Source organism: Antrihabitans stalactiti (genome assembly GCF_012932915.1).
Classification (GTDB): Bacteria; Actinomycetota; Actinomycetes; order Mycobacteriales; family Mycobacteriaceae; genus Antrihabitans; species Antrihabitans stalactiti.
Genome location: NZ_VCQU01000004.1, coordinates 346120 through 363046, shown reverse-complemented (window position 1 = coordinate 363046; position 16927 = coordinate 346120). Strand labels below are relative to the sequence as shown.

The window sequence follows — 16927 nt, the reverse complement described above, 5'->3', positions numbered from 1 at the left end:
TAATACCAAGTGTAATAGCGAACGTGATGGCAAGCTTGTGCGATGACAGCGAGTGGACCGGACATGCGCCAACAGCTGCTTGCCAGCGGCGCCCGGCTGCTCGCCGAGCAAGGACCGTCAGCGCTCACGACGAGACGAGTGGCAACCGATGCCGGCACGTCGACGATGTCGGTCTATACGCAGTTCGGCTCCATCGATGAGCTGGTCCGCGCCGTCGTCGACGACGGATTCGCGCGACTCGCACAACACCTCGCCGTGGTCGAACGAACCGACGACCCGGTCGCCAACCTTGCTGGGCTCACGTACGCCTTCGTCGACTACGCCCGACTGAATCCGAACCTCTACGCGGTCATGTTCGGCACCGCGTCGCTCGGACCGTTCCGGCGGACCAGCACCGAAGACCTACAGTTCGGGCGCAGCGAAGTATTCGACGAGTTCGTCGCGACGTGCGGGCACGCGATCACGGTCGGACGGTTCGACCCCGCAGACGCGTGGGTGGTAGTGCACCAGTGGTGGAGTGCGATCCACGGTTACATCATGCTCGAGAACGCAGGCTACGTTCGGCCGCCGTCCAGTGTCGACAAGGTCTTGACGCCGTTGCTGATCAACGTGCTTGTCGGCCTCGGCGATACGCGCGAGGCAGCAACGGCTTCGATCGCAACTGTGCGTGAGTTTGGCCCCTCTGGGGGCCAGACTCACGCACGGGCGCGCTAGCGCGCAAACAGCAACGCGCGCTTGACTTCCTGAATTGCTTTCGTGACTTCGATGCCACGCGGGCAGGCTTCGGTGCAGTTGAAGGTCGTGCGGCAACGCCAGACGCCTTCGGTGTCGTTGAGGATGTCGAGGCGCTCGCGCGCACCCTCGTCACGGCTGTCGAAGATGAATCGGTGGGCGTTGACGATTGCAGCCGGACCGAAGTAGCTTCCCGAACTCCAGTACACCGGGCACGACGTGGTGCAGCACGCACACAGAATGCACTTCGTGGTGTCGTCGAAACGGGCGCGGTCCGCCTGGGACTGAATGCGCTCGTGCGTCGGCTCGTTGCCCGTCGTCATCAAGTACGGCTTCACCGCACGGAACGCGTCGAAGAACGGCTCCATGTCGACGATGAGGTCCTTCTCGACCGGCAGACCGCGGATCGGCTCGACCGTGATGGTGAGCGTCTTGCCGTTCTTCGGCAGCATGTCGCGCATCAGCACCTTGCACGCCAACCGGTTCACGCCGTTGATGCGCATCGCGTCGGACCCGCACACACCATGCGCGCACGACCGCCGGAAGGTAAGCGTTCCGTCGAGGTAGGACTTGATGTAGAGCAGCAGATTCAGCAGCCGGTCGGTCGGCAAGCACGGCACCTGGAAGCTGTCCCAGTGCGCGCCCTTGTCGTCCTCGGGGTTGAAACGGGCGATCTTCATCGTCACCATGACCGAGCCCGCGGGCACGGGCGCAGGCTTCTGCGACGAGGTTGCGGCGTCGACTGTCGTGGTCATCAGTACTTACGCTCCATCGGCTCGTAGCGAGTCTGCACAACCGGCTTGAAGTCGAGGCGAATGTCGGAAAGCAGTTCGTTGCCTTCCTTGTACGCCATGGTGTGCCGCATGAAGTTCACGTCGTCGCGGTTCGGGTAGTCCTCGCGCGCGTGACCGCCGCGGGATTCCTTGCGGTTGAGCGCACCGACAACGGTGACCTCGGCGAGCTCCAGAAGCATGCCGAGTTCGACGGCTTCGAGCAGGTCGCTGTTGTAGCGCTTGCCCTTGTCCTGCACTGTGATTCGGCCGTAACGCTCCTTGAGCGCCTGGACGTCGGACAGTGCCTGCTTCAGCGTGTCTTCGGTGCGGAAGACGGACGCGTTGTTGTCCATCGTCTTCTGCAGTTCGGTCCGAATGTCGGCGACGCGTTCGTTGCCGTGCTCGGAAAGAATCTGGGCCATCCAGTCCTTGACCATCTGGGCTGGGTTGTCCGGCAGCGGAATGAAATCCGGGCGACGTTCGGCGTATTCGGCTGCGGCGATACCCGCGCGACGACCGAAGACGTTGATGTCGAGCAGCGAGTTCGTTCCCAGCCGGTTGGCACCGTGGACCGACACGCACGCACATTCGCCAGCGGCGTAGAGGCCGAAAACGATGTCCTTGTTGTTGCGCAACACCTCGCCGCGGATGCGGGTCGGGATGCCACCCATCACGTAGTGACAGGTCGGGAACACCGGGACCAACTCGGTCACCGGGTCGACACCGAGGTACGTGCGAGCGAACTCGGTGATGTCGGGGAGCTTCTCTTCGAGCACTTCCGCGCCGAGGTGGGTCACGTCGATGTAGACGTAATCCTTGTCCGGTCCGGCGCCGCGGCCTTCGAGCACCTCGAGCACCATCGATCGCGCCACGATGTCGCGAGGCGCCAGGTCCTTGATCGTGGGTGCGTACCGTTCCATGAAACGTTCACCGTCGGCATTGCGCAGAATGCCACCCTCACCGCGCACGGCTTCGGAGATCAGAATGCCGAGCCCGGCAAGGCCTGTCGGATGGAACTGGTGGAATTCCATGTCCTCCAAGGGGAATCCCTTGCGGAACACGATCGCCATGCCGTCGCCGGTAAGTGTGTGGGCGTTCGACGTCGTCTTGTACATGCGGCCGGACCCGCCGGTCGCGAAGATGATCGACTTCGCCTGGAAGACGTGCAGTTCGCCGGTCGCGAGCTCGTAGGCGATAACGCCGGTCGCGGTGGGGCCGCGGTCGGTCTCGGTGATCGCGATGTCGAGCACGTAGAACTCGTTGAAGAACTCGACGTCGTGCTTGACGCAGTTCTGGTACAGCGTCTGCAGGATCATGTGACCGGTGCGGTCTGCTGCGTAGCACGCGCGGCGCACTGCGGCTTGGCCGTGGTTACGCGTGTGCCCGCCGAATCGACGCTGGTCGATCTTGCCCTCGGGCGTGCGGTTGAACGGCAGACCCATCCGCTCGAGGTCGAGGACCGCGTCGATGGCTTCTTTCGCCATGATCTCGACAGCGTCCTGGTCGGCGAGGTAGTCGCCACCCTTGACGGTGTCGAAGGTGTGCCACTCCCAGTTGTCTTCCTCGACATTGGCCAGCGCGGCGCACATGCCACCCTGTGCGGCACCGGTGTGGCTTCGCGTCGGGTACAGCTTCGTCAGAACGGCGGTCCGAACGCGCGGTCCGGATTCGATCGCTGCCCGCATACCCGCGCCACCTGCGCCGACGATGACGACGTCGTAGCGGTGTTCGTTGATGATTGGATCTGGCATGCCCTTACTTTCCTGGAACGAAGGTCGGGTCGAACGTGAAGATGACGTACGTCCCGAGCCCCATGATGAGGATCATCGACAGCGCCAGAAGAGTATTGAGCCAGAACCGCGTCGAGTCCTTGCGCGAGTAGTCGGCGATGACGGTCCGCAGGCCGTTGCCGCCGTGCAGCTGCGCGAGCCACAACATCGTCAGGTCCCAGAACTGCCAGAACGGGCTGGACCAGCGGCCGGCGACGAACGCCCAGTCGATCCGGTGCACCCCGTTGTCGACCATCAACATGATGATCAGGTGGCCGAAGACGAGCACGATCAGCGCGAGCCCAGAGAACCGCATGAACAGCCATGCGTACAGCTCGAAGTTGTTCTTCTTCGCACTCCGCGGCGAGCGCGGGTTGTCGAGACTGGCCGGGCGGTCGTGCGACGTGGCCAGGACTTTTGCTTCACGTGCCATGTCAGTGCCCCCCGCCCGTGAACATGTTGTAGAACAGTCGCCCGGCTGCGGGAATCATGACGACGAACCAGATGCCGAGAACGATCCACAGCATCAGCTTCTGCCGACGAGGACCTTCACTCCAGAAGTCCACCAGCATGACGCGAACTCCGTTGAGGCCGTGGAAGAGCACCAGCGCTACCAGCGCCATCTCCATCAGCCCGACGATCGGGTTCTTGTACGTGCCGACTACCTCGTCGTACGCCTCCGGGCTGACACGGACCAACGCCGTATCCAACACGTGGACGAAGAGGAAGAAGAACAGCGTGACGCCGCTGATGCGATGCATGACCCATGACCACATGCCTGGGTCGCCGCGGTACAAAGACCGCGTGGGCTCCTTGTCAGGAGCCTCGATATCCGTTGCGCTACTCACCGAATGCCCTGCTTCCAACGTCTTTGATGGACGCGTCGGCACAGTCCCGTCCGACGAGAACCTGACCGACTGGTGTGAACTGTAATCCTCTCCCGAACCCGGAACTAATTGAACTTGCGAATCGTTTCGCCGCGAATTCCTTTGTTAGGTTCACCTTCCTCGCGCAAAGACGGGTGCAATGATAGGTGGCACACATTCCGCGGAGGGCTGGTCCAATGGTCGAAATTGACTGGAAAGCATTGCGAGACAGTGCTTATCGCACGATGCAGCATGCGTACGCCCCATATTCCGACTTTCCCGTCGGCGCGGCCGGAATAGCACGCGATGGCCGCGTCGTCACCGGATGCAATGTGGAGAATGTCTCATATGGTTTAGGCCTCTGCGCGGAGTGCGGACTGGTCGCGAATCTGCATTCATCCGGGGGCGGAACGCTCGTCGCGGTTTCGGTGTGCGATTCGCGCGGCGCAATTCTTACGCCGTGCGGTCGCTGCCGTCAGGTGCTGCTCGAACACGGAGGCCCGGACCTGCTGGTGGATGCGACGTCGGGCCCGATTCCGTTGAGTACGTTGCTGCCCAACGCATTCGGCCCCGACGACATCGCGGCAGGTCAGCGTGCCTGACGCGATCCACATCATCAGGGCGAAGCGCGACGGTCACGAGCTCACCGGCGAACAGATCGACTGGGTCGTCAAGGGGTTCACCGACGGCGTCGTCGCCAACGAGCAGATGTCGGCGTTGGCTATGGCGATCGTCCTGCAGGGAATGACGCGAGCCGAGACTGCACGATGGACTGCGGCGATGATCGCGACCGGCCGACGATTGGACTTTCGCGACCTGCCGCGCCCGACCGTCGACAAGCACTCGACCGGGGGTGTCGGGGACAAGATCACGCTTCCGCTGGCGCCGCTCGTCGCGGCGTGCGGCGCAGCCGTGCCACAGCTTGCGGGACGCGGACTCGGCTACACGGGCGGCACGCTCGACAAACTCGAATCGATCCGAGGCTGGACCGCGAGCATGTCCGCCGAGCGGATGCACGAACTCCTGGCCGACCCGGCCGTCGGGGCAGTGTGGAGCGCGGCGGGTGCCGATCTCGCTCCAGCCGACCGCAAGTTGTACGCGTTGCGCGACGTCACGGGAACGGTCGAATCCATCCCGCTGATCGCGAGCTCGATCATGAGCAAGAAGATCGCCGAGGGGACCGGAGCACTGGTACTCGACGTCAAAGTCGGCACCGGCGCATTCATGACCGACATTGCCGACGCGCGCGAGCTTGCCACCTCGATGGTCGAGATCGGTCGCGATGCCGGTGTGCGGACGGTCGCGCTGCTGACGGCGATGGACACACCGCTCGGGCGGACGGCGGGCAATGCGCTGGAGGTTGCCGAATCCCTCGAGGTCCTGGCGGGTGGCGGCCCGCCCGATGTGGTGGATCTCACTCTCGTGCTGGCGCGAGAGATGTTGGCGGCTGCGGGAATCGACGGCGTCGACCCGGCCGATCGGCTTGCGGACGGCTCTGCCATGGACCGTTGGCGAACGATGATCGCCGCTCAGGGCGGAGACCCAGACGCGCCGCTGCCGCGTGCCGCGCACACAATGACGGTGACCGCGGCCTCCGGCGGCGTCGTGACCAGACTCGACGCGTTGGCGGTCGGTATAGCAGCCTGGCGGTTGGGAGCTGGTCGCGCGCAGCAAGGCGACCCGGTTCAGCATGGGGCGGGCGTCGAAATCCATTGCCGTCCCGGTGATCCGGTGCAACCAGGCCAACCCATCCTCACATTGCACACCGACACCCCCGAGGTGTTCGACGACGCGACCGCCGCATTGGCCGGGGCATGGACGATTGCCTCCGACTACGAACCAACACCGCTGGTCCTCGACCGAATCTTGTGAGAACCGATACCGTCGCACTATGTCGCTCACTGGACCGTCACCGATAACGCTCGCGACGTTGCGCCAGGCGCCGAAGGCGGTGCTGCACGATCATCTCGACGGCGGACTACGCCCGGCCACCATCCTCGAACTCGCTGCCGCGTGCGGGTACGACAAACTGCCTGCCCAGGATCCGGAATCGCTGCGGAAGTGGTTCAGCGAATCGGCGAACAGCGGATCGCTGGTGCGCTACCTGGAGACGTTCGACCACACGGTCGCCGTCATGCAGACCCCAGAGGGGCTGCATCGCGTCGCGTACGAATGCGTCGAGGACTTCGCCGACGACGGCGTCGTCTACGCGGAGGTCCGGTTCGCGCCCGAGCAGCATCTCGAAGCTGGGCTCACGCTCGACGAGGTCGTCCAGCACACCCTCGACGGGTTCGCAGCGGGGGAGAAGGCCGTCGCGGCGACGGGTCGTCGAATCCGCGTCGTTTGCCTGTTGACCGCGATGCGCCACGCGGCGCGGTCACGCGAAATCGCAGAGCTGGCAGTGCGTTTCCGCGACGCCGGAGTCGTCGGCTTCGACATCGCCGGCGCTGAAGCGGGGTACCCGCCGAGCCGCCACCTCGACGCATTCGAGTACCTGAGCGCGAACACGATGCGGTTCACGATCCATGCGGGCGAGGCGTTCGGCTTGCCGTCGATCCACGAGGCCGTCGCGTTCTGCGGCGCGGACCGACTCGGTCACGGAGTGCGGATCATCGACGACATAGAAGTTGCCGACGATGGCGACGCCACCCTGGGCCGCGTCGCGAACTACGTTCGCGACCAACGTATTCCATTGGAAATGTGTCCCACCTCGAACCTGCAGACCGGTGCGGTCGCGTCGCTGGCGGAGCACCCCTTCGGACAATTGGCCCGGTTGCGCTTTCGCGTCACCGTCAACACCGACAACCGGTTGATGGGTGACACGACGATGAGCAACGAGATGCTCGCGCTGGTCGAGACTTTCGGTTACGGCTGGAGCGATCTCGAGCGGTTCACGATCAACGCCATGAAGTCGTCGTTCATCCATTTCCCCGAGCGGCTCGACCTCATCGACAACCTGATCAAGCCCGGCTACGCCGTCCTCATCGGCTGACGCTAAGCGTTGTTCAGCCGTGCTTCGAACTCGGCTTCCAATGCACGCCACGAGTCTGCTTCGGCGCTGAACGGCGGGCTCGGTGCCATGCGCGACGGGTCGGGGTTCAGCACGTAGGACACGTACCAGCCGAGCGGCGTGGACGTCGCGAGCGCGCGTTCGGTGGCGTCGTCGTCGGCGTAATCGGCTGCGTCGGTGAACAATTCCACCGCGAGGTCGAGCTGCTCGGCATCGACCGCGCTCGGGCCTTCACTCAGATCTTCGGCAAGACCGGTGAGGACGTAGGCGTTCTCGTCGGTGACCTCGACGACCAACGAACCGTCGGTCGCCGCGGTCTGGACCTCTTCGTAGGTGCTGACCTTCGCGAGATCATGCTCGTGGTTGTCGGCGAGGTAGCGAGCCAGCGCACGCTCGGAGTCGAACACCGTGATCTTGCCATTCGTGCCGAGGAAGATCGGATCGTCGTCGAGGTAGCAACGCAGCGTGTACTTCACACCCTCCGAGGTGATGATCTTGACGGGGTCGATGCCCACGGCGTGCCAGAAGGAGTCGTCTTCTTCCTCTTCGTCGTCTTCCTCGTCGTCCTTGGTCAAGTCGACCGGTTCGAACTCGGTCTCGTCGTCCGCTTCGTCAGCAGCATCGTCTGCATCGACAGTGTTTTCGTTCGCCGCCAGCAGTTCCGCTTCGGCGACGGCGACGGCGGCTTCGTCGACCTTGGGAGTGGAGACGATCGAATCGATGGCGTCGAGCACGGCGTCCCAGTCCCTCGCCACCGCGGCGCCGACCTTGTCCCACAGCGCTTCGCCTTCGCGACCAGCGAAAGCATTGATACCGCCGGGCAGCGCGCCGAGAATCGGGTGCGATCCGAAGAACTTGATGACCGCGTCGAGCTCGCAGACCTCACCGATCGTGCGGACCATCTCCAGGGTGTCTTCGAGTTCGGCGAGGATCTCCGAGTCGGGATCACTGGCGGCGAGTTCGGGGACACCGACGAGGTCGTAGACGTGGTTCTCCTCGGGCTCCAGCTCGGCCGCTGACAACGCCGAAACCACCGACCACGCGGGATGTTCGACGAGGTCGTTGTCGTTGTCGGTGCGGATGAAGGCCGCCAACTCGGCGACCGATGCGAAGCCGTACAGCGCATCTTCGTGGCCGAGGAACGCTTCCCACTCGTCGTCGCCCTCGCGCCAGCGTGGCGCCCACAGAGTTACAAGATCACCATCGGTCAGACCGAGTTCGATCGGGACGATGTCTCCAGATGCCATGGGCGGAAGCCTATCGGAACGCCTCGTTGAGCCGCGCGATCACCAAGGCTCGCTCCTGCGCTGCCCGCTGCGCAGCGCGCTGACAAGCCGCCGTGATCTGCTCACCAGCCTGTTTGGCCTGCCATTGCGTGATCGCTTCCCCGAGCCACAACCCGGTGAGCGCCCCGTTGCCGTCGACTTCGGCCGTGATCACGCCATCGTCGGTGGTGTAGCGCGCCGAGATCTTGCCGAACGCGTCGAGCGCCTCCTCTAGGCTCTCCAGCTTTGCCGTGACGCCCGCCACAAGGGCGTCCATCTCGGCGCTCATACCGGCCTCAGCCACGACGACGGCCCGGTTTCCTGCTCTTCGAGCTCTTCTTCGAGCTCGGCGACCTGGCTTCGGTTCGGCAGGCCGAGACGGTCGAGGATGTTCACCGGAACACCGCTCTGCGCGAGCTGATCGCGGCGCCGCGCACCGGCCTCGACGGTCGCTGCCTTGCAGAGCCGGAGGATCTCGTCGGCCAGTGGCTGTGCGCCGTAGCGCAGTTCGCTCTTCGCGACCTGAACGTCGACAGGCAAGCCCTGATCGGTCGCGCTGACAGTCACCGTTCCCGCGCGATTGGTTCGCGTCACGATCGTGACGCCCGGTACCTCGGTCACCGTTGGTCCCTCGCTATCTTGTGTCGTCATCCGGTGGGCCGGAAGAAGCCGTAGAACTGCATGCCCGAATTCGTAGTCCTGATCGGACCGGTTTCGACCGGATCGCCGGCCTCGACCAGTTGCCCATTTCCGATCACCATCGCCACGTGACCGTCCCATACCGCCAGGTCACCGGGCTTCAGATCGCTCGCGTCGACGGGCATTCCGATCGCTTGCTGGTCGGCGGTGCGAGGAATGTCGATGCCTGCTTCGTGGTACGCCCATTGCGTCAGACCACTGCAGTCGATCCCGACGCCTGGGGTGTTGCCGCCGAGTACCCAGGGCGTGCCTTGCGCGCTGAGCGCATTGCGTACGGCCGCAGCCGCAGCCTCGTTTGGCGCCACTGCGGTCGTGCCGTCGGGCAAGGTGACCATGACGCCCTTCTCGGCGACCTTGGGAACCGTGCGCGGCTTGGTCGAGGCGGTGACGAAGCTCGGCTTGGAACTTGTGACGGGCGCCGCGGGGATCGACACAGGTGAGTTCAGTTCGTTCATCGACGCCGTGTGGGTCGAGACCTGTGCGCGGACCGTCGATACGGCGCTCACTGCTGAGCCGAGATGTTCGGTCGCAGCAGCGAGCATCATCTTCTGACCCGCCGGAGTCGACAAGGTCTGTCCGGCGTCGGCGGCGATACCGAGTAGGGACTGCAGAATTGCTTGCACTTTGGTCATGCCGGTGTGCAGATCCGTCGAGGCGGTTGCGACGACCTTCGCCATCGAATTGCCACGGTCCGAGAGATCGAGTGCCGAGTTCTGTGCCGCGGCGGCTTTGGCGAGGGCGTTCGCGGCAGTGCTCCCGGACCACGCGGCCTCGACCTCGTCGAGCCCGGCTCGGCCCAGCGCATGGACCGCATCGATCGAGGTGGACGCTGCGCGCAGCGCCGCATCCGGACCGCTCGTCGGCAGAACGCCGTCGCCGAAGCTCGCGAGGAGCGTGGCGATCGGCCGGGCAAGAGCCTCGACGTCGACCACCGGCTAGGCCTCGATCCCGACGCTCGTTGTTTCGATGTTCGCGATCGTCTCGGCTTCGACGGCGACATAATTCGCGGCGTTCGACACCGCGATAGTTCCCATGCTTTCGACAAGGCTCGCGAGCTGGTTGATCGACGCAACGTGAGTTGCGTGTGCGGCCGTGAACGCGGCCACGAAATCGCCCCCGATCAGCCCGAATGCCGGACCCAGCACCGCCGGATCAGCAGCCGCCGCCGCAGCGCCGGTCTTGGCCAGGGTGCTTGCCATCTCGGCTGCGACCCCGCCATAGCCGACGATCTCGTCGGTTTTCGCCTCGAGTTCCATGTTCGGACATCCCCCGGTTCATTTGATCGCTCAGATGATTGGACGCACGAACTCCCCGTTCGGTTCCAATTCATCCCCCGCCAATTATTGTTCCACGTATGCGCACCCACGTGGTCGACCATCCGCTCGCTTCGGCCCTGTTGACCACGATGCGCGATCAGCGATCGGACAACGCGACCTTCCGGGCAGCACTGCGCGAACTGACCCACATGCTGATCTACGAGGCAACGCGCGACGCCCCGACCGTCGAGTTCGACGTGACGACACCTGTCGCCATCGCGCGGGGTGTGCGGTTGGCAAATCCGCCGCTGCTCGTTCCCGTGTTGCGTGCGGGCCTCGGCATGGTCGACCAAGCGAGCGCGCTGATCCCGCAGTCGCAGGTCGGATTCGTCGGAATGGCGCGTGACGAGCAGACGCATCTTCCGGTCCCGTACATGGAATCGCTACCCGCTGACCTCGCAGGTGTCCCTGTGTACGTGCTCGACCCGATGCTCGCCACCGGCGGATCGATGCTGCACACGATCGAGCTGCTCGTCGCGAGAGGTGCGACCGACATCACCGCGGTGTGCATCGTCGGCGCGCCGGAAGGTGTTGTGGCGCTGGAACGGTCGGGCTTCCCGGTGCAGCTGGTCGTGGCGAGCATCGATGACGGACTCAATGCGGATGCGTTCATCGTTCCGGGACTCGGTGACGCGGGTGACCGTCAGTTCGGGCCGCGCTAGAAGGTCTTGGCGAACGAGCGCAACCCATCGAGTTGCTCGTCCGTACCGTCGACGACTTCTAGGTAGCACTTCAGTTTCGGTTCCGTTCCGGACGGTCGGACGACGACCCGGCAATGCTCGGTCTCGAAGATCACCGCATCGGCCCGCATCGGTCCGCGCCTGGTCGAGAGGTCGGTCACCGTAACTGCTTCGCCCGCAAGCATTTCCGGTGGTGTTGTGCGCAATCGTGCCATTGCTTCGGTGATCTCGTCGATGCTGTCGAAGCGTCGCGACACCTGATCGCCCACGTGGCGGCCGAACTCCGCGGCATACTGGTCGAGGACGTCCTGCAAACCCCGTCCGGCGGCCTTCAGTTCGGCGACGAGATCGGCGGCAAGGACTGCCGCCGAGATCCCGTCCTTGTCGCGAACCGCAGCGGGATCGACACAATGTCCGATTGCCTCTTCGTAGGCGTAGACCAGGCCGGACCCAGCGCGGACCAGCCATTTGAACCCGGTCAGCGTTTCGGCATGGCGAGCCCCGCGCGCTGCCGCGACCTTCGCGAGCAGTCGCGACGAGACGACTGTGCTCGCCACCAGCGAGTTCGGCGGCGCACCGGCGAGGACGTAATCGCCCAGCAGCACACCGGTTTCGTCGCCGCGCAGCATCCGCCAGCCGGACGGTCCTGGGATGCCGACGGCGCAACGGTCGGCATCGGGATCGAGCGCGATCGCCACATCGGCTCCGACGCGTGCGGCGAGGGTCAGCACGAGATCGGTCGCACCAGGTTCTTCGGGATTGGGGAAGGTGACGGTCGGGAAGTCCGGGTCGGGGTCGAATTGCTCTGCGACGAAATGGATGTCGGTGAAGCCCGCCTCGTGCAGCACCGCGCGGACGGTCTCGCCGCCGACGCCGTGCAGTGCGGTCAAGGCGATGCGAATGTCGCGATTGCTACCACGGGGGAGTGAGGCAACCCGTGCGATGTACCGCTGCAACAACGTGTCGTCGGTGGCCTCGACCGGCGCCCTCGGAAGCTCGCTGCTGGGACCGACTTTTGTTATCGCCGTCTCGATTTCGCTGTCGGCCGGCGCAATGAGCTGCGCGCCGCCTGCGACGAACACCTTGTACCCGTTGTCGGCCGCCGGGTTGTGCGATGCCGTGATCTGCACGCCCGCAACGGCATCGAGCGCCTTGACCGCGAACGCCGTGACCGGTGTAGGGAGCGGGCCCGGAAACATCGTCACTGCGAAACCTGCTGCAGCAAGGACTTCGGCAGCCGCGGTTGCGAACTCAGCCGAGTGATGCCGCGCATCGTGGCCGACGACGACCACACCGCCGCCGAGGCTGCGGTCGCGTAACCATGCTGCGAGACCGGCACTCGTGCGGACGACGACGTCGAGGTTGAAGCCGTCGGGTCTGTCGTTCATCGGACCTCGCAGGCCCGCTGTGCCGAATTTCACAGCTGTGCCACCACGTCGGCCAGCAAGCGCCCGATGCGGGCAGCAGCGGCCTGGCCTTCTGCGAGAACTTCCGCATGATTCAACGGCGCACCGGTCACTCCCGCGGCGAGGTTGGTGACGAGCGAAACGCCGAGCACGCGGGCACCGACCGACCGCGCGGCGATCGTCTCGTGAACCGTCGACATGCCGACGAGATCGGCTCCGATCGTGCGCAACATCCTGATTTCGGCAGGCGTCTCGTACTGCGGGCCCGTGACGCCCGCGTAGACGCCTTCCTGCAATGTCGGGTCGACCGCCACCGCGAGTTCGCGCAGCTCAGGGGCATAGGCATCGACCAGGTCGACGAATTCGGCGCCATGCAGCGGTGAGCGGCCGGTGAGGTTCAAGTGATCGCTGATCAACACTGCCTCGCCGACCTTCATCCCGTCTCGAATGCCGCCCGCGGCATTGGTGAGGATGACGGTTTCCGCGCCTGCGGCGCACGCGGTCCGAATGGGATGCGCAACGGTGGCGGCATCGTGACCCTCGTACAGGTGGGCTCGGCCCATCATCAGCAACACGGCCTTGCCTGCCACCTCGACCGACAGAACGCTGCCGACATGGCCCGCGGCGGACGGTGGGACGAATCCAGGAATCGCGCTCATCGGGATCGATGCGGTCGGCGTGCCGAACGCGGCCGCAGCTTGCTGCCAGCCGGAACCGAGAACTATCGCGACGCTGTGCTCGCGGATTCCGGACCTCGATGCAATCGTCGCAGCCGCCTGTTTGATAACCACGGTCATCACCCTAGTTATCCTCCTTCCATGCCATACCTCGATCGCGACGGCGACGTGCACATCCTCTACCTCGGCAACAAGGGCGAGGTGGACAACGAGAATCGCTTCCATCCCGACTACATCGACGAGCTGCACGCGACCTTCGACGAGGTCGAGGCAATCGAGGGGCCTGGCGCGTTGGTGACGACGTCGACCGGCAAGTTCTATTCGAACGGTCTGCACACCGACTGGATGTTCGCGAACTTCGACAAGGCGTACTGGTACCTCGACCGCGTGCACAGCATTTTCACGCGGCTGCTGACGTTCCCCATGGCAACCGTCGCTGCCGTCAACGGCCACGCTTTCGGCGCCGGCGCCATGATGGCCACCTCGCACGACCACCGGGTCATGCGCGCGGACCGCGGCTTCTACAGCCTGCCCGAGGTGCTGCTCGGAATGCCGTTCACCGTCGCGATGAATGCGCTGATCACGTCGCGATTCACCAACCAGGCCGCGGTGTCGTTGATGACGACCGGGCGTCGCGTCGGTGGCGTCGAAGCCAAGGAACTCGGGATCGTCGACGCGACAGCAGATGGCGACGCTGTTCTTGCCCATGCGATCAAGCAGGCAAGCGAGCTGGTCGGAAACCGCGGCCAGAATTTGGTCAACATCAAGACCCGGCTGCACGGTCCGTTGCTGGCGGCGTTGGCCACGGAGACGAACGCCGAAAATCTTCCGTTCGGCAAATGAGACACTGATCGGTATGGCTGACGACGAAGCGACTGCGGTGGTCGAGAGCGTCGTTCGTGGTGCGGCAACCGATTTGATCGCTTTGTCCCATTCCATTCACGCCGAGCCGGAGCTCGCGTTCGAAGAATTCCGCAGCGCGGCGAAGGTCGCCGACCTTCTCGCAGCACGCGGATTCGACATACACACCGGCATCGGCGGGCTCCCGACCGCGTTCGACGCGCGATTCGGCAGCGGCGACCTCGTCGTTGCGGTGTGTGCGGAGTACGACGCGCTGCCGGAAATCGGACACGCGTGCGGGCACAACATCATTGCCGCGTCCGCGGTCGGTGCGGGCCTCGCGTTGGCGGCCGTCGCCGATCGATTGGGAATCACGGTCCGCGTGATCGGCACGCCCGCCGAGGAGAGTGGCGGCGGCAAGATCGTGTTGCTGGAGCGGGGGGTGTTCGACGGTGTCGCTGCCGCAGTGATGATCCACCCAGGACCGTTCGACATCGTGGGTGCGACCTCGCTGGCTCTTGCCGATCTCGCCATCACGTTCACCGGGCGGGAAGCGCACGCCTCGGCCGCGCCCGAATACGGCCGCAATGCGGGCGACGCGGTGACGGTGACGCAAGTGGCACTCGGATTGCTCCGCCAGCACCTCGCACCCGGTCAGCAGCTGCACGGGATCGTCAGCGCGGGCGGCGTTGCGCCGAACATCGTGCCCGCCCACGCGGAATTGCTGTACTACCTGCGCGCCCGCACGGCGGAATCGCTTGCGGAGCTGTGGAAACGGGCCGATGCATGCTTCGCGGCCGGTGCTCTTGCGACGGGCTGCACCCATGAGGTCCGCACAGTTGCGCCGACGTATACCGAGCTAACGCCTGATGCGGAGCTCGTCGCGGCATATCGTGAGGAGATCATCGCGATGGGGCGCAAACCCGTTGCGCGAGAATTGGAAGGGTTGCGTCCGCTGGGCAGCACAGATATGGGCAACGTGACGAATATTGTGCCGGGGATCCACCCAGTGATCGGGATCGACTCGCAGGGTGCCGTGACGCATCAGCCGGCGTTCGCAGCCGCGAGCGTCAACGCGTCGGCGGATGCGGCCGTTGTCGACGGTTCGATTGCGCTGGCGCGCACCATAATCCGCGTTGCGTCCGACCCTGCCGGGCGCGACCGCCTGCAGGAGTTGCTCGCCCAGCGCAGCGCCGTCGGGTCGGTCCGATGAACGATTTCGTCGAGCCGTGGCTTGCCGCGCACACCGAGGACTTATCCAAGTGGCGCAGGCACATTCACGCCAATCCCGAACTAGCGCGCAACGAATACGCGACGACGCAGTTCGTTGCCAACATGCTTACCGACGCCGGTCTGACACCGAAGGTGCTACCGAAAGGAACGGGCCTGACGTGTGACATCGGGCCAGAGGGTCCCCGCGTCGCACTGCGTGCCGATATGGATGCGTTGCCGTTGCAAGAATTCACCGGCGCGCCGTATTCGTCGACCGTGCCGGGAATCTCGCACGCATGCGGTCACGATGCGCACACGACGATCCTGCTCGGTGCGGCGTTGGCCTTGAACAAGGCTGCTGCGTTGCCGGTCGGCGTTCGGCTCGTCTTCCAGCCTGCCGAAGAAGTGTTTCCCGGTGGTGCGCTCGATGTCGTCGCAACCGGTGCGATGAAGGACGTCTCCCGAATTTTCGCGTTGCACTGCGACCCGCGCCTGGAGGTCGGCAAGGTCGGGGTTCGCGTCGGCGCCATCACCTCTGCCGCCGACACAGTCGAACTCGTGCTGGATTCGCCAGGTGGCCATACGTCGCGTCCGCACCTCACGACCGACCTCGTCTACGCGATCGGGACGGTCATCACGGGACTACCCGGAATGCTCAGCCGCCGCGTGGATCCGCGAACGAGCACGGTCATGGTCTGGGGTGCGGTCAGTGCGGGTAAGGCCCCCAATGCGATACCGCAGACGGGGATGGTGAGCGGCACGGTCCGAACCGCGCATCACGACACGTGGGTGCTGCTTGATCCACTGGTCCGGGAAATCGTCCACGGCTTGCTCGCCCCGACTGGAGTCCGGTACGAGCTGAATTACCGACGAGGCGTTCCGCCCGTGGTCAACGACGAACATTCGACACGAATTTTCGAAGAGGCGATCCGTACGGTCGGGCCCGACGCGTTGGCCGACACCCAGCAGTCCGGCGGTGGCGAGGATTTCTCCTGGTACCTGGAAGAAGTGCCGGGAGCGATGGCGAGGCTCGGCGTGTGGTCGGGCGAGGGTGCCCAGCACGACATTCATCAACCCACGTTCGATATCGACGAACGCGCGCTCGCCGTCGGCGTGCGAGTGATGACGAACCTGGTGCTTGCCTCTGCCGTGTGAGCTAGTTGAACGGTCCGGGACCAACGTTTCGGCTGTTGCGGGTGCGTAGATCGTGGACGTATTCGGCTGGCGCGCCGGCTTTTTCGGCCGCGTCCGCCATGACGCCGATGTACCGCGCGGATGGTAGGCCGCCTTCGTATGCGTCCATCACATACAGCCACGCGAGAACCGACTGATTGTCGTCGGTGTCGACGCGGAGACGAATCTTGCGGTGAATGCCGAGTTCCGAGCCTTCCCAGCGGTCCAGGCGTTGCTCGTCTTCGTCGGACACGTCGTAGAAAACCACGAAAACGCGGGAGCCCGGCTCCTCTACGACGGTGGCGAGCGCGCCTTCCCAGCCGATGTCGCCGCCGCTGAAAGTGAGTCGCCAGCCCTCCAACCAGCCGGTTCCCGCCATCGGAGAATGCGGACAGCGCAGGAGCATCTGCTCAGGGTCCATGTTCGACCCGTAGGCGGCGTAGATCGGCACGACGGCCAGCCTATCGGTAACCCCCTTGTTCGGGTGCAGGGGTTGGCTACCTCGAATA

The 16927-nt window shown here is 64.7% G+C and carries 20 protein-coding genes; 8 read left to right on the top strand and 12 right to left on the bottom strand.

Annotated features, from left to right (window positions below):
- Positions 1-42 precede the first annotated feature (42 nt).
- A complete protein-coding gene (locus tag FGL95_RS14060; protein WP_169587743.1) occupies positions 43-714 on the top strand; it encodes a TetR/AcrR family transcriptional regulator in 672 nt (223 codons plus the stop codon).
- Here the strand turns inward: FGL95_RS14060 and FGL95_RS14055 are convergent.
- From FGL95_RS14055 to sdhC, 4 genes are read right to left on the bottom strand one after another with little or no spacing between them, the layout of a single operon-like run.
- Entirely contained in the window at positions 711-1487 is a 777-nt protein-coding gene (locus FGL95_RS14055; RefSeq protein ID WP_169587741.1) for a succinate dehydrogenase iron-sulfur subunit, read from the bottom strand. The genes FGL95_RS14060 and FGL95_RS14055 overlap by 4 nt on opposite strands.
- Entirely contained in the window at positions 1487-3256 is a 1770-nt protein-coding gene (sdhA, locus tag FGL95_RS14050; protein WP_169587739.1) for a succinate dehydrogenase flavoprotein subunit, read from the bottom strand. The genes FGL95_RS14055 and sdhA overlap by 1 nt, the downstream gene beginning before the upstream one ends.
- Before the next feature lie 4 nt (positions 3257-3260).
- Positions 3261-3707, bottom strand: coding sequence for a succinate dehydrogenase hydrophobic membrane anchor subunit (locus FGL95_RS14045; protein ID WP_169587737.1), 447 nt, complete (start codon positions 3705-3707; stop codon positions 3261-3263).
- A gap of 1 nt (position 3708) precedes the next feature.
- Positions 3709-4104, bottom strand: coding sequence for a succinate dehydrogenase, cytochrome b556 subunit (sdhC, locus tag FGL95_RS14040; protein ID WP_338079867.1), 396 nt, complete (start codon positions 4102-4104; stop codon positions 3709-3711).
- A 233-nt stretch (positions 4105-4337) separates the two neighbouring features.
- On the opposite strand from sdhC, the gene FGL95_RS14035 reads away from it, so the two are divergent.
- The 3 genes from FGL95_RS14035 to FGL95_RS14025 are packed head-to-tail and all read left to right on the top strand — an operon-like array spanning position 4338 to position 7132.
- Positions 4338-4742 (top strand): cytidine deaminase, encoded by a 405-nt coding sequence (locus FGL95_RS14035; protein WP_169587735.1) that lies wholly within the window; start codon positions 4338-4340, stop codon positions 4740-4742.
- Positions 4735-6012 (top strand): thymidine phosphorylase, encoded by a 1278-nt coding sequence (locus FGL95_RS14030; protein ID WP_169587733.1) that lies wholly within the window; start codon positions 4735-4737, stop codon positions 6010-6012. The genes FGL95_RS14035 and FGL95_RS14030 overlap by 8 nt, the downstream gene beginning before the upstream one ends.
- A 19-nt stretch (positions 6013-6031) precedes the next feature.
- Positions 6032-7132: an adenosine deaminase gene (locus FGL95_RS14025; protein WP_169587731.1), complete on the top strand. Its 1101-nt coding sequence runs from the start codon at positions 6032-6034 to the stop codon at positions 7130-7132.
- Between the two features lie 2 nt (positions 7133-7134).
- Here the strand turns inward: FGL95_RS14025 and FGL95_RS14020 are convergent, their stop codons facing one another.
- From FGL95_RS14020 to FGL95_RS14000, 5 genes are read right to left on the bottom strand one after another with little or no spacing between them, the layout of a single operon-like run.
- Positions 7135-8397 (bottom strand): primosomal protein, encoded by a 1263-nt coding sequence (locus FGL95_RS14020; RefSeq protein ID WP_169587729.1) that lies wholly within the window; start codon positions 8395-8397, stop codon positions 7135-7137.
- A 10-nt stretch (positions 8398-8407) separates the two neighbouring features.
- The gene (locus FGL95_RS14015; protein ID WP_169587727.1) at positions 8408-8704 is read right to left on the bottom strand and encodes a YbaB/EbfC family DNA-binding protein; all 297 of its coding nucleotides are present in this window, start codon (positions 8702-8704) and stop codon (positions 8408-8410) included.
- Positions 8701-9036, bottom strand: coding sequence for a hypothetical protein (locus tag FGL95_RS14010; protein WP_169587725.1), 336 nt, complete (start codon positions 9034-9036; stop codon positions 8701-8703). The genes FGL95_RS14015 and FGL95_RS14010 overlap by 4 nt, the downstream gene beginning before the upstream one ends.
- A 26-nt stretch (positions 9037-9062) precedes the next feature.
- Complete coding sequence (locus FGL95_RS14005; RefSeq protein ID WP_169587723.1) at positions 9063-10046, bottom strand: NlpC/P60 family protein; 984 nt, start codon at positions 10044-10046, stop codon at positions 9063-9065.
- 3 nt (positions 10047-10049) lie between these two features.
- Positions 10050-10370, bottom strand: a complete 321-nt coding sequence (locus FGL95_RS14000) for a hypothetical protein (protein WP_169587721.1) — start codon at positions 10368-10370, stop codon at positions 10050-10052.
- A gap of 98 nt (positions 10371-10468) precedes the next feature.
- On the opposite strand from FGL95_RS14000, the gene upp reads away from it, so the two are divergent.
- Positions 10469-11092, top strand: a complete 624-nt coding sequence (upp, locus tag FGL95_RS13995; RefSeq protein WP_169587719.1) for a uracil phosphoribosyltransferase — start codon at positions 10469-10471, stop codon at positions 11090-11092.
- Here upp and FGL95_RS13990 read toward each other — a convergent pair.
- The gene (locus tag FGL95_RS13990; RefSeq protein ID WP_169587717.1) at positions 11089-12498 is read right to left on the bottom strand and encodes a phospho-sugar mutase; all 1410 of its coding nucleotides are present in this window, start codon (positions 12496-12498) and stop codon (positions 11089-11091) included. The genes upp and FGL95_RS13990 overlap by 4 nt on opposite strands.
- A 29-nt stretch (positions 12499-12527) precedes the next feature.
- Positions 12528-13313 carry a purine-nucleoside phosphorylase gene (locus FGL95_RS13985; protein WP_169587715.1) on the bottom strand — a complete coding sequence of 262 codons (786 nt, stop codon included), beginning with the start codon at positions 13311-13313 and terminating at the stop codon, positions 12528-12530.
- Between the two features lie 21 nt (positions 13314-13334).
- Here FGL95_RS13985 and FGL95_RS13980 point away from each other — a divergent pair, with 21 nt between their 5' ends.
- The 3 genes from FGL95_RS13980 to FGL95_RS13970 are packed head-to-tail and all read left to right on the top strand — an operon-like array spanning position 13335 to position 16400.
- A complete protein-coding gene (locus FGL95_RS13980; protein ID WP_169587713.1) occupies positions 13335-14036 on the top strand; it encodes an enoyl-CoA hydratase-related protein in 702 nt (233 codons plus the stop codon).
- Positions 14037-14049: 13 nt separating this feature from the next.
- Positions 14050-15246 (top strand): M20 family metallopeptidase, encoded by a 1197-nt coding sequence (locus FGL95_RS13975; protein ID WP_169587711.1) that lies wholly within the window; start codon positions 14050-14052, stop codon positions 15244-15246.
- Positions 15243-16400 (top strand): M20 family metallopeptidase, encoded by a 1158-nt coding sequence (locus FGL95_RS13970; RefSeq protein ID WP_169587709.1) that lies wholly within the window; start codon positions 15243-15245, stop codon positions 16398-16400. Before FGL95_RS13975 ends, FGL95_RS13970 begins: the two co-directional genes overlap by 4 nt.
- Before the next feature lies 1 nt (position 16401).
- Here FGL95_RS13970 and FGL95_RS13965 read toward each other — a convergent pair whose 3' ends face one another.
- Positions 16402-16869 (bottom strand): gamma-glutamylcyclotransferase, encoded by a 468-nt coding sequence (locus FGL95_RS13965; RefSeq protein WP_169587707.1) that lies wholly within the window; start codon positions 16867-16869, stop codon positions 16402-16404.
- Between the last annotated feature and the right edge of the window lie 58 nt (positions 16870-16927).

Excerpts from the sequence above, each read along its gene's own strand:
- FGL95_RS14060 (WP_169587743.1), top strand. The coding sequence starts at position 43 with ATGACAGCGAGTGGACCGGACATGCGCCAACAGCTGCTTGCCAGCGGC.
- FGL95_RS14055 (WP_169587741.1), bottom strand. The coding sequence starts at position 1,487 with ATGACCACGACAGTCGACGCCGCAACCTCGTCGCAGAAGCCTGCGCCC.
- sdhA (WP_169587739.1), bottom strand. The coding sequence starts at position 3,256 with ATGCCAGATCCAATCATCAACGAACACCGCTACGACGTCGTCATCGTC.
- FGL95_RS14045 (WP_169587737.1), bottom strand. The coding sequence starts at position 3,707 with ATGGCACGTGAAGCAAAAGTCCTGGCCACGTCGCACGACCGCCCGGCC.
- FGL95_RS14035 (WP_169587735.1), top strand. The coding sequence starts at position 4,338 with ATGGTCGAAATTGACTGGAAAGCATTGCGAGACAGTGCTTATCGCACG.
- FGL95_RS14025 (WP_169587731.1), top strand. The coding sequence starts at position 6,032 with ATGTCGCTCACTGGACCGTCACCGATAACGCTCGCGACGTTGCGCCAG.
- FGL95_RS14020 (WP_169587729.1), bottom strand. The coding sequence starts at position 8,397 with ATGGCATCTGGAGACATCGTCCCGATCGAACTCGGTCTGACCGATGGT.
- FGL95_RS14015 (WP_169587727.1), bottom strand. The coding sequence starts at position 8,704 with ATGAGCGCCGAGATGGACGCCCTTGTGGCGGGCGTCACGGCAAAGCTG.
- FGL95_RS14000 (WP_169587721.1), bottom strand. The coding sequence starts at position 10,370 with ATGGAACTCGAGGCGAAAACCGACGAGATCGTCGGCTATGGCGGGGTC.
- upp (WP_169587719.1), top strand. The coding sequence starts at position 10,469 with ATGCGCACCCACGTGGTCGACCATCCGCTCGCTTCGGCCCTGTTGACC.
- FGL95_RS13990 (WP_169587717.1), bottom strand. The coding sequence starts at position 12,498 with ATGAACGACAGACCCGACGGCTTCAACCTCGACGTCGTCGTCCGCACG.
- FGL95_RS13985 (WP_169587715.1), bottom strand. The coding sequence starts at position 13,313 with ATGACCGTGGTTATCAAACAGGCGGCTGCGACGATTGCATCGAGGTCC.
- FGL95_RS13980 (WP_169587713.1), top strand. The coding sequence starts at position 13,335 with ATGCCATACCTCGATCGCGACGGCGACGTGCACATCCTCTACCTCGGC.
- FGL95_RS13975 (WP_169587711.1), top strand. The coding sequence starts at position 14,050 with ATGGCTGACGACGAAGCGACTGCGGTGGTCGAGAGCGTCGTTCGTGGT.
- FGL95_RS13970 (WP_169587709.1), top strand. The coding sequence starts at position 15,243 with ATGAACGATTTCGTCGAGCCGTGGCTTGCCGCGCACACCGAGGACTTA.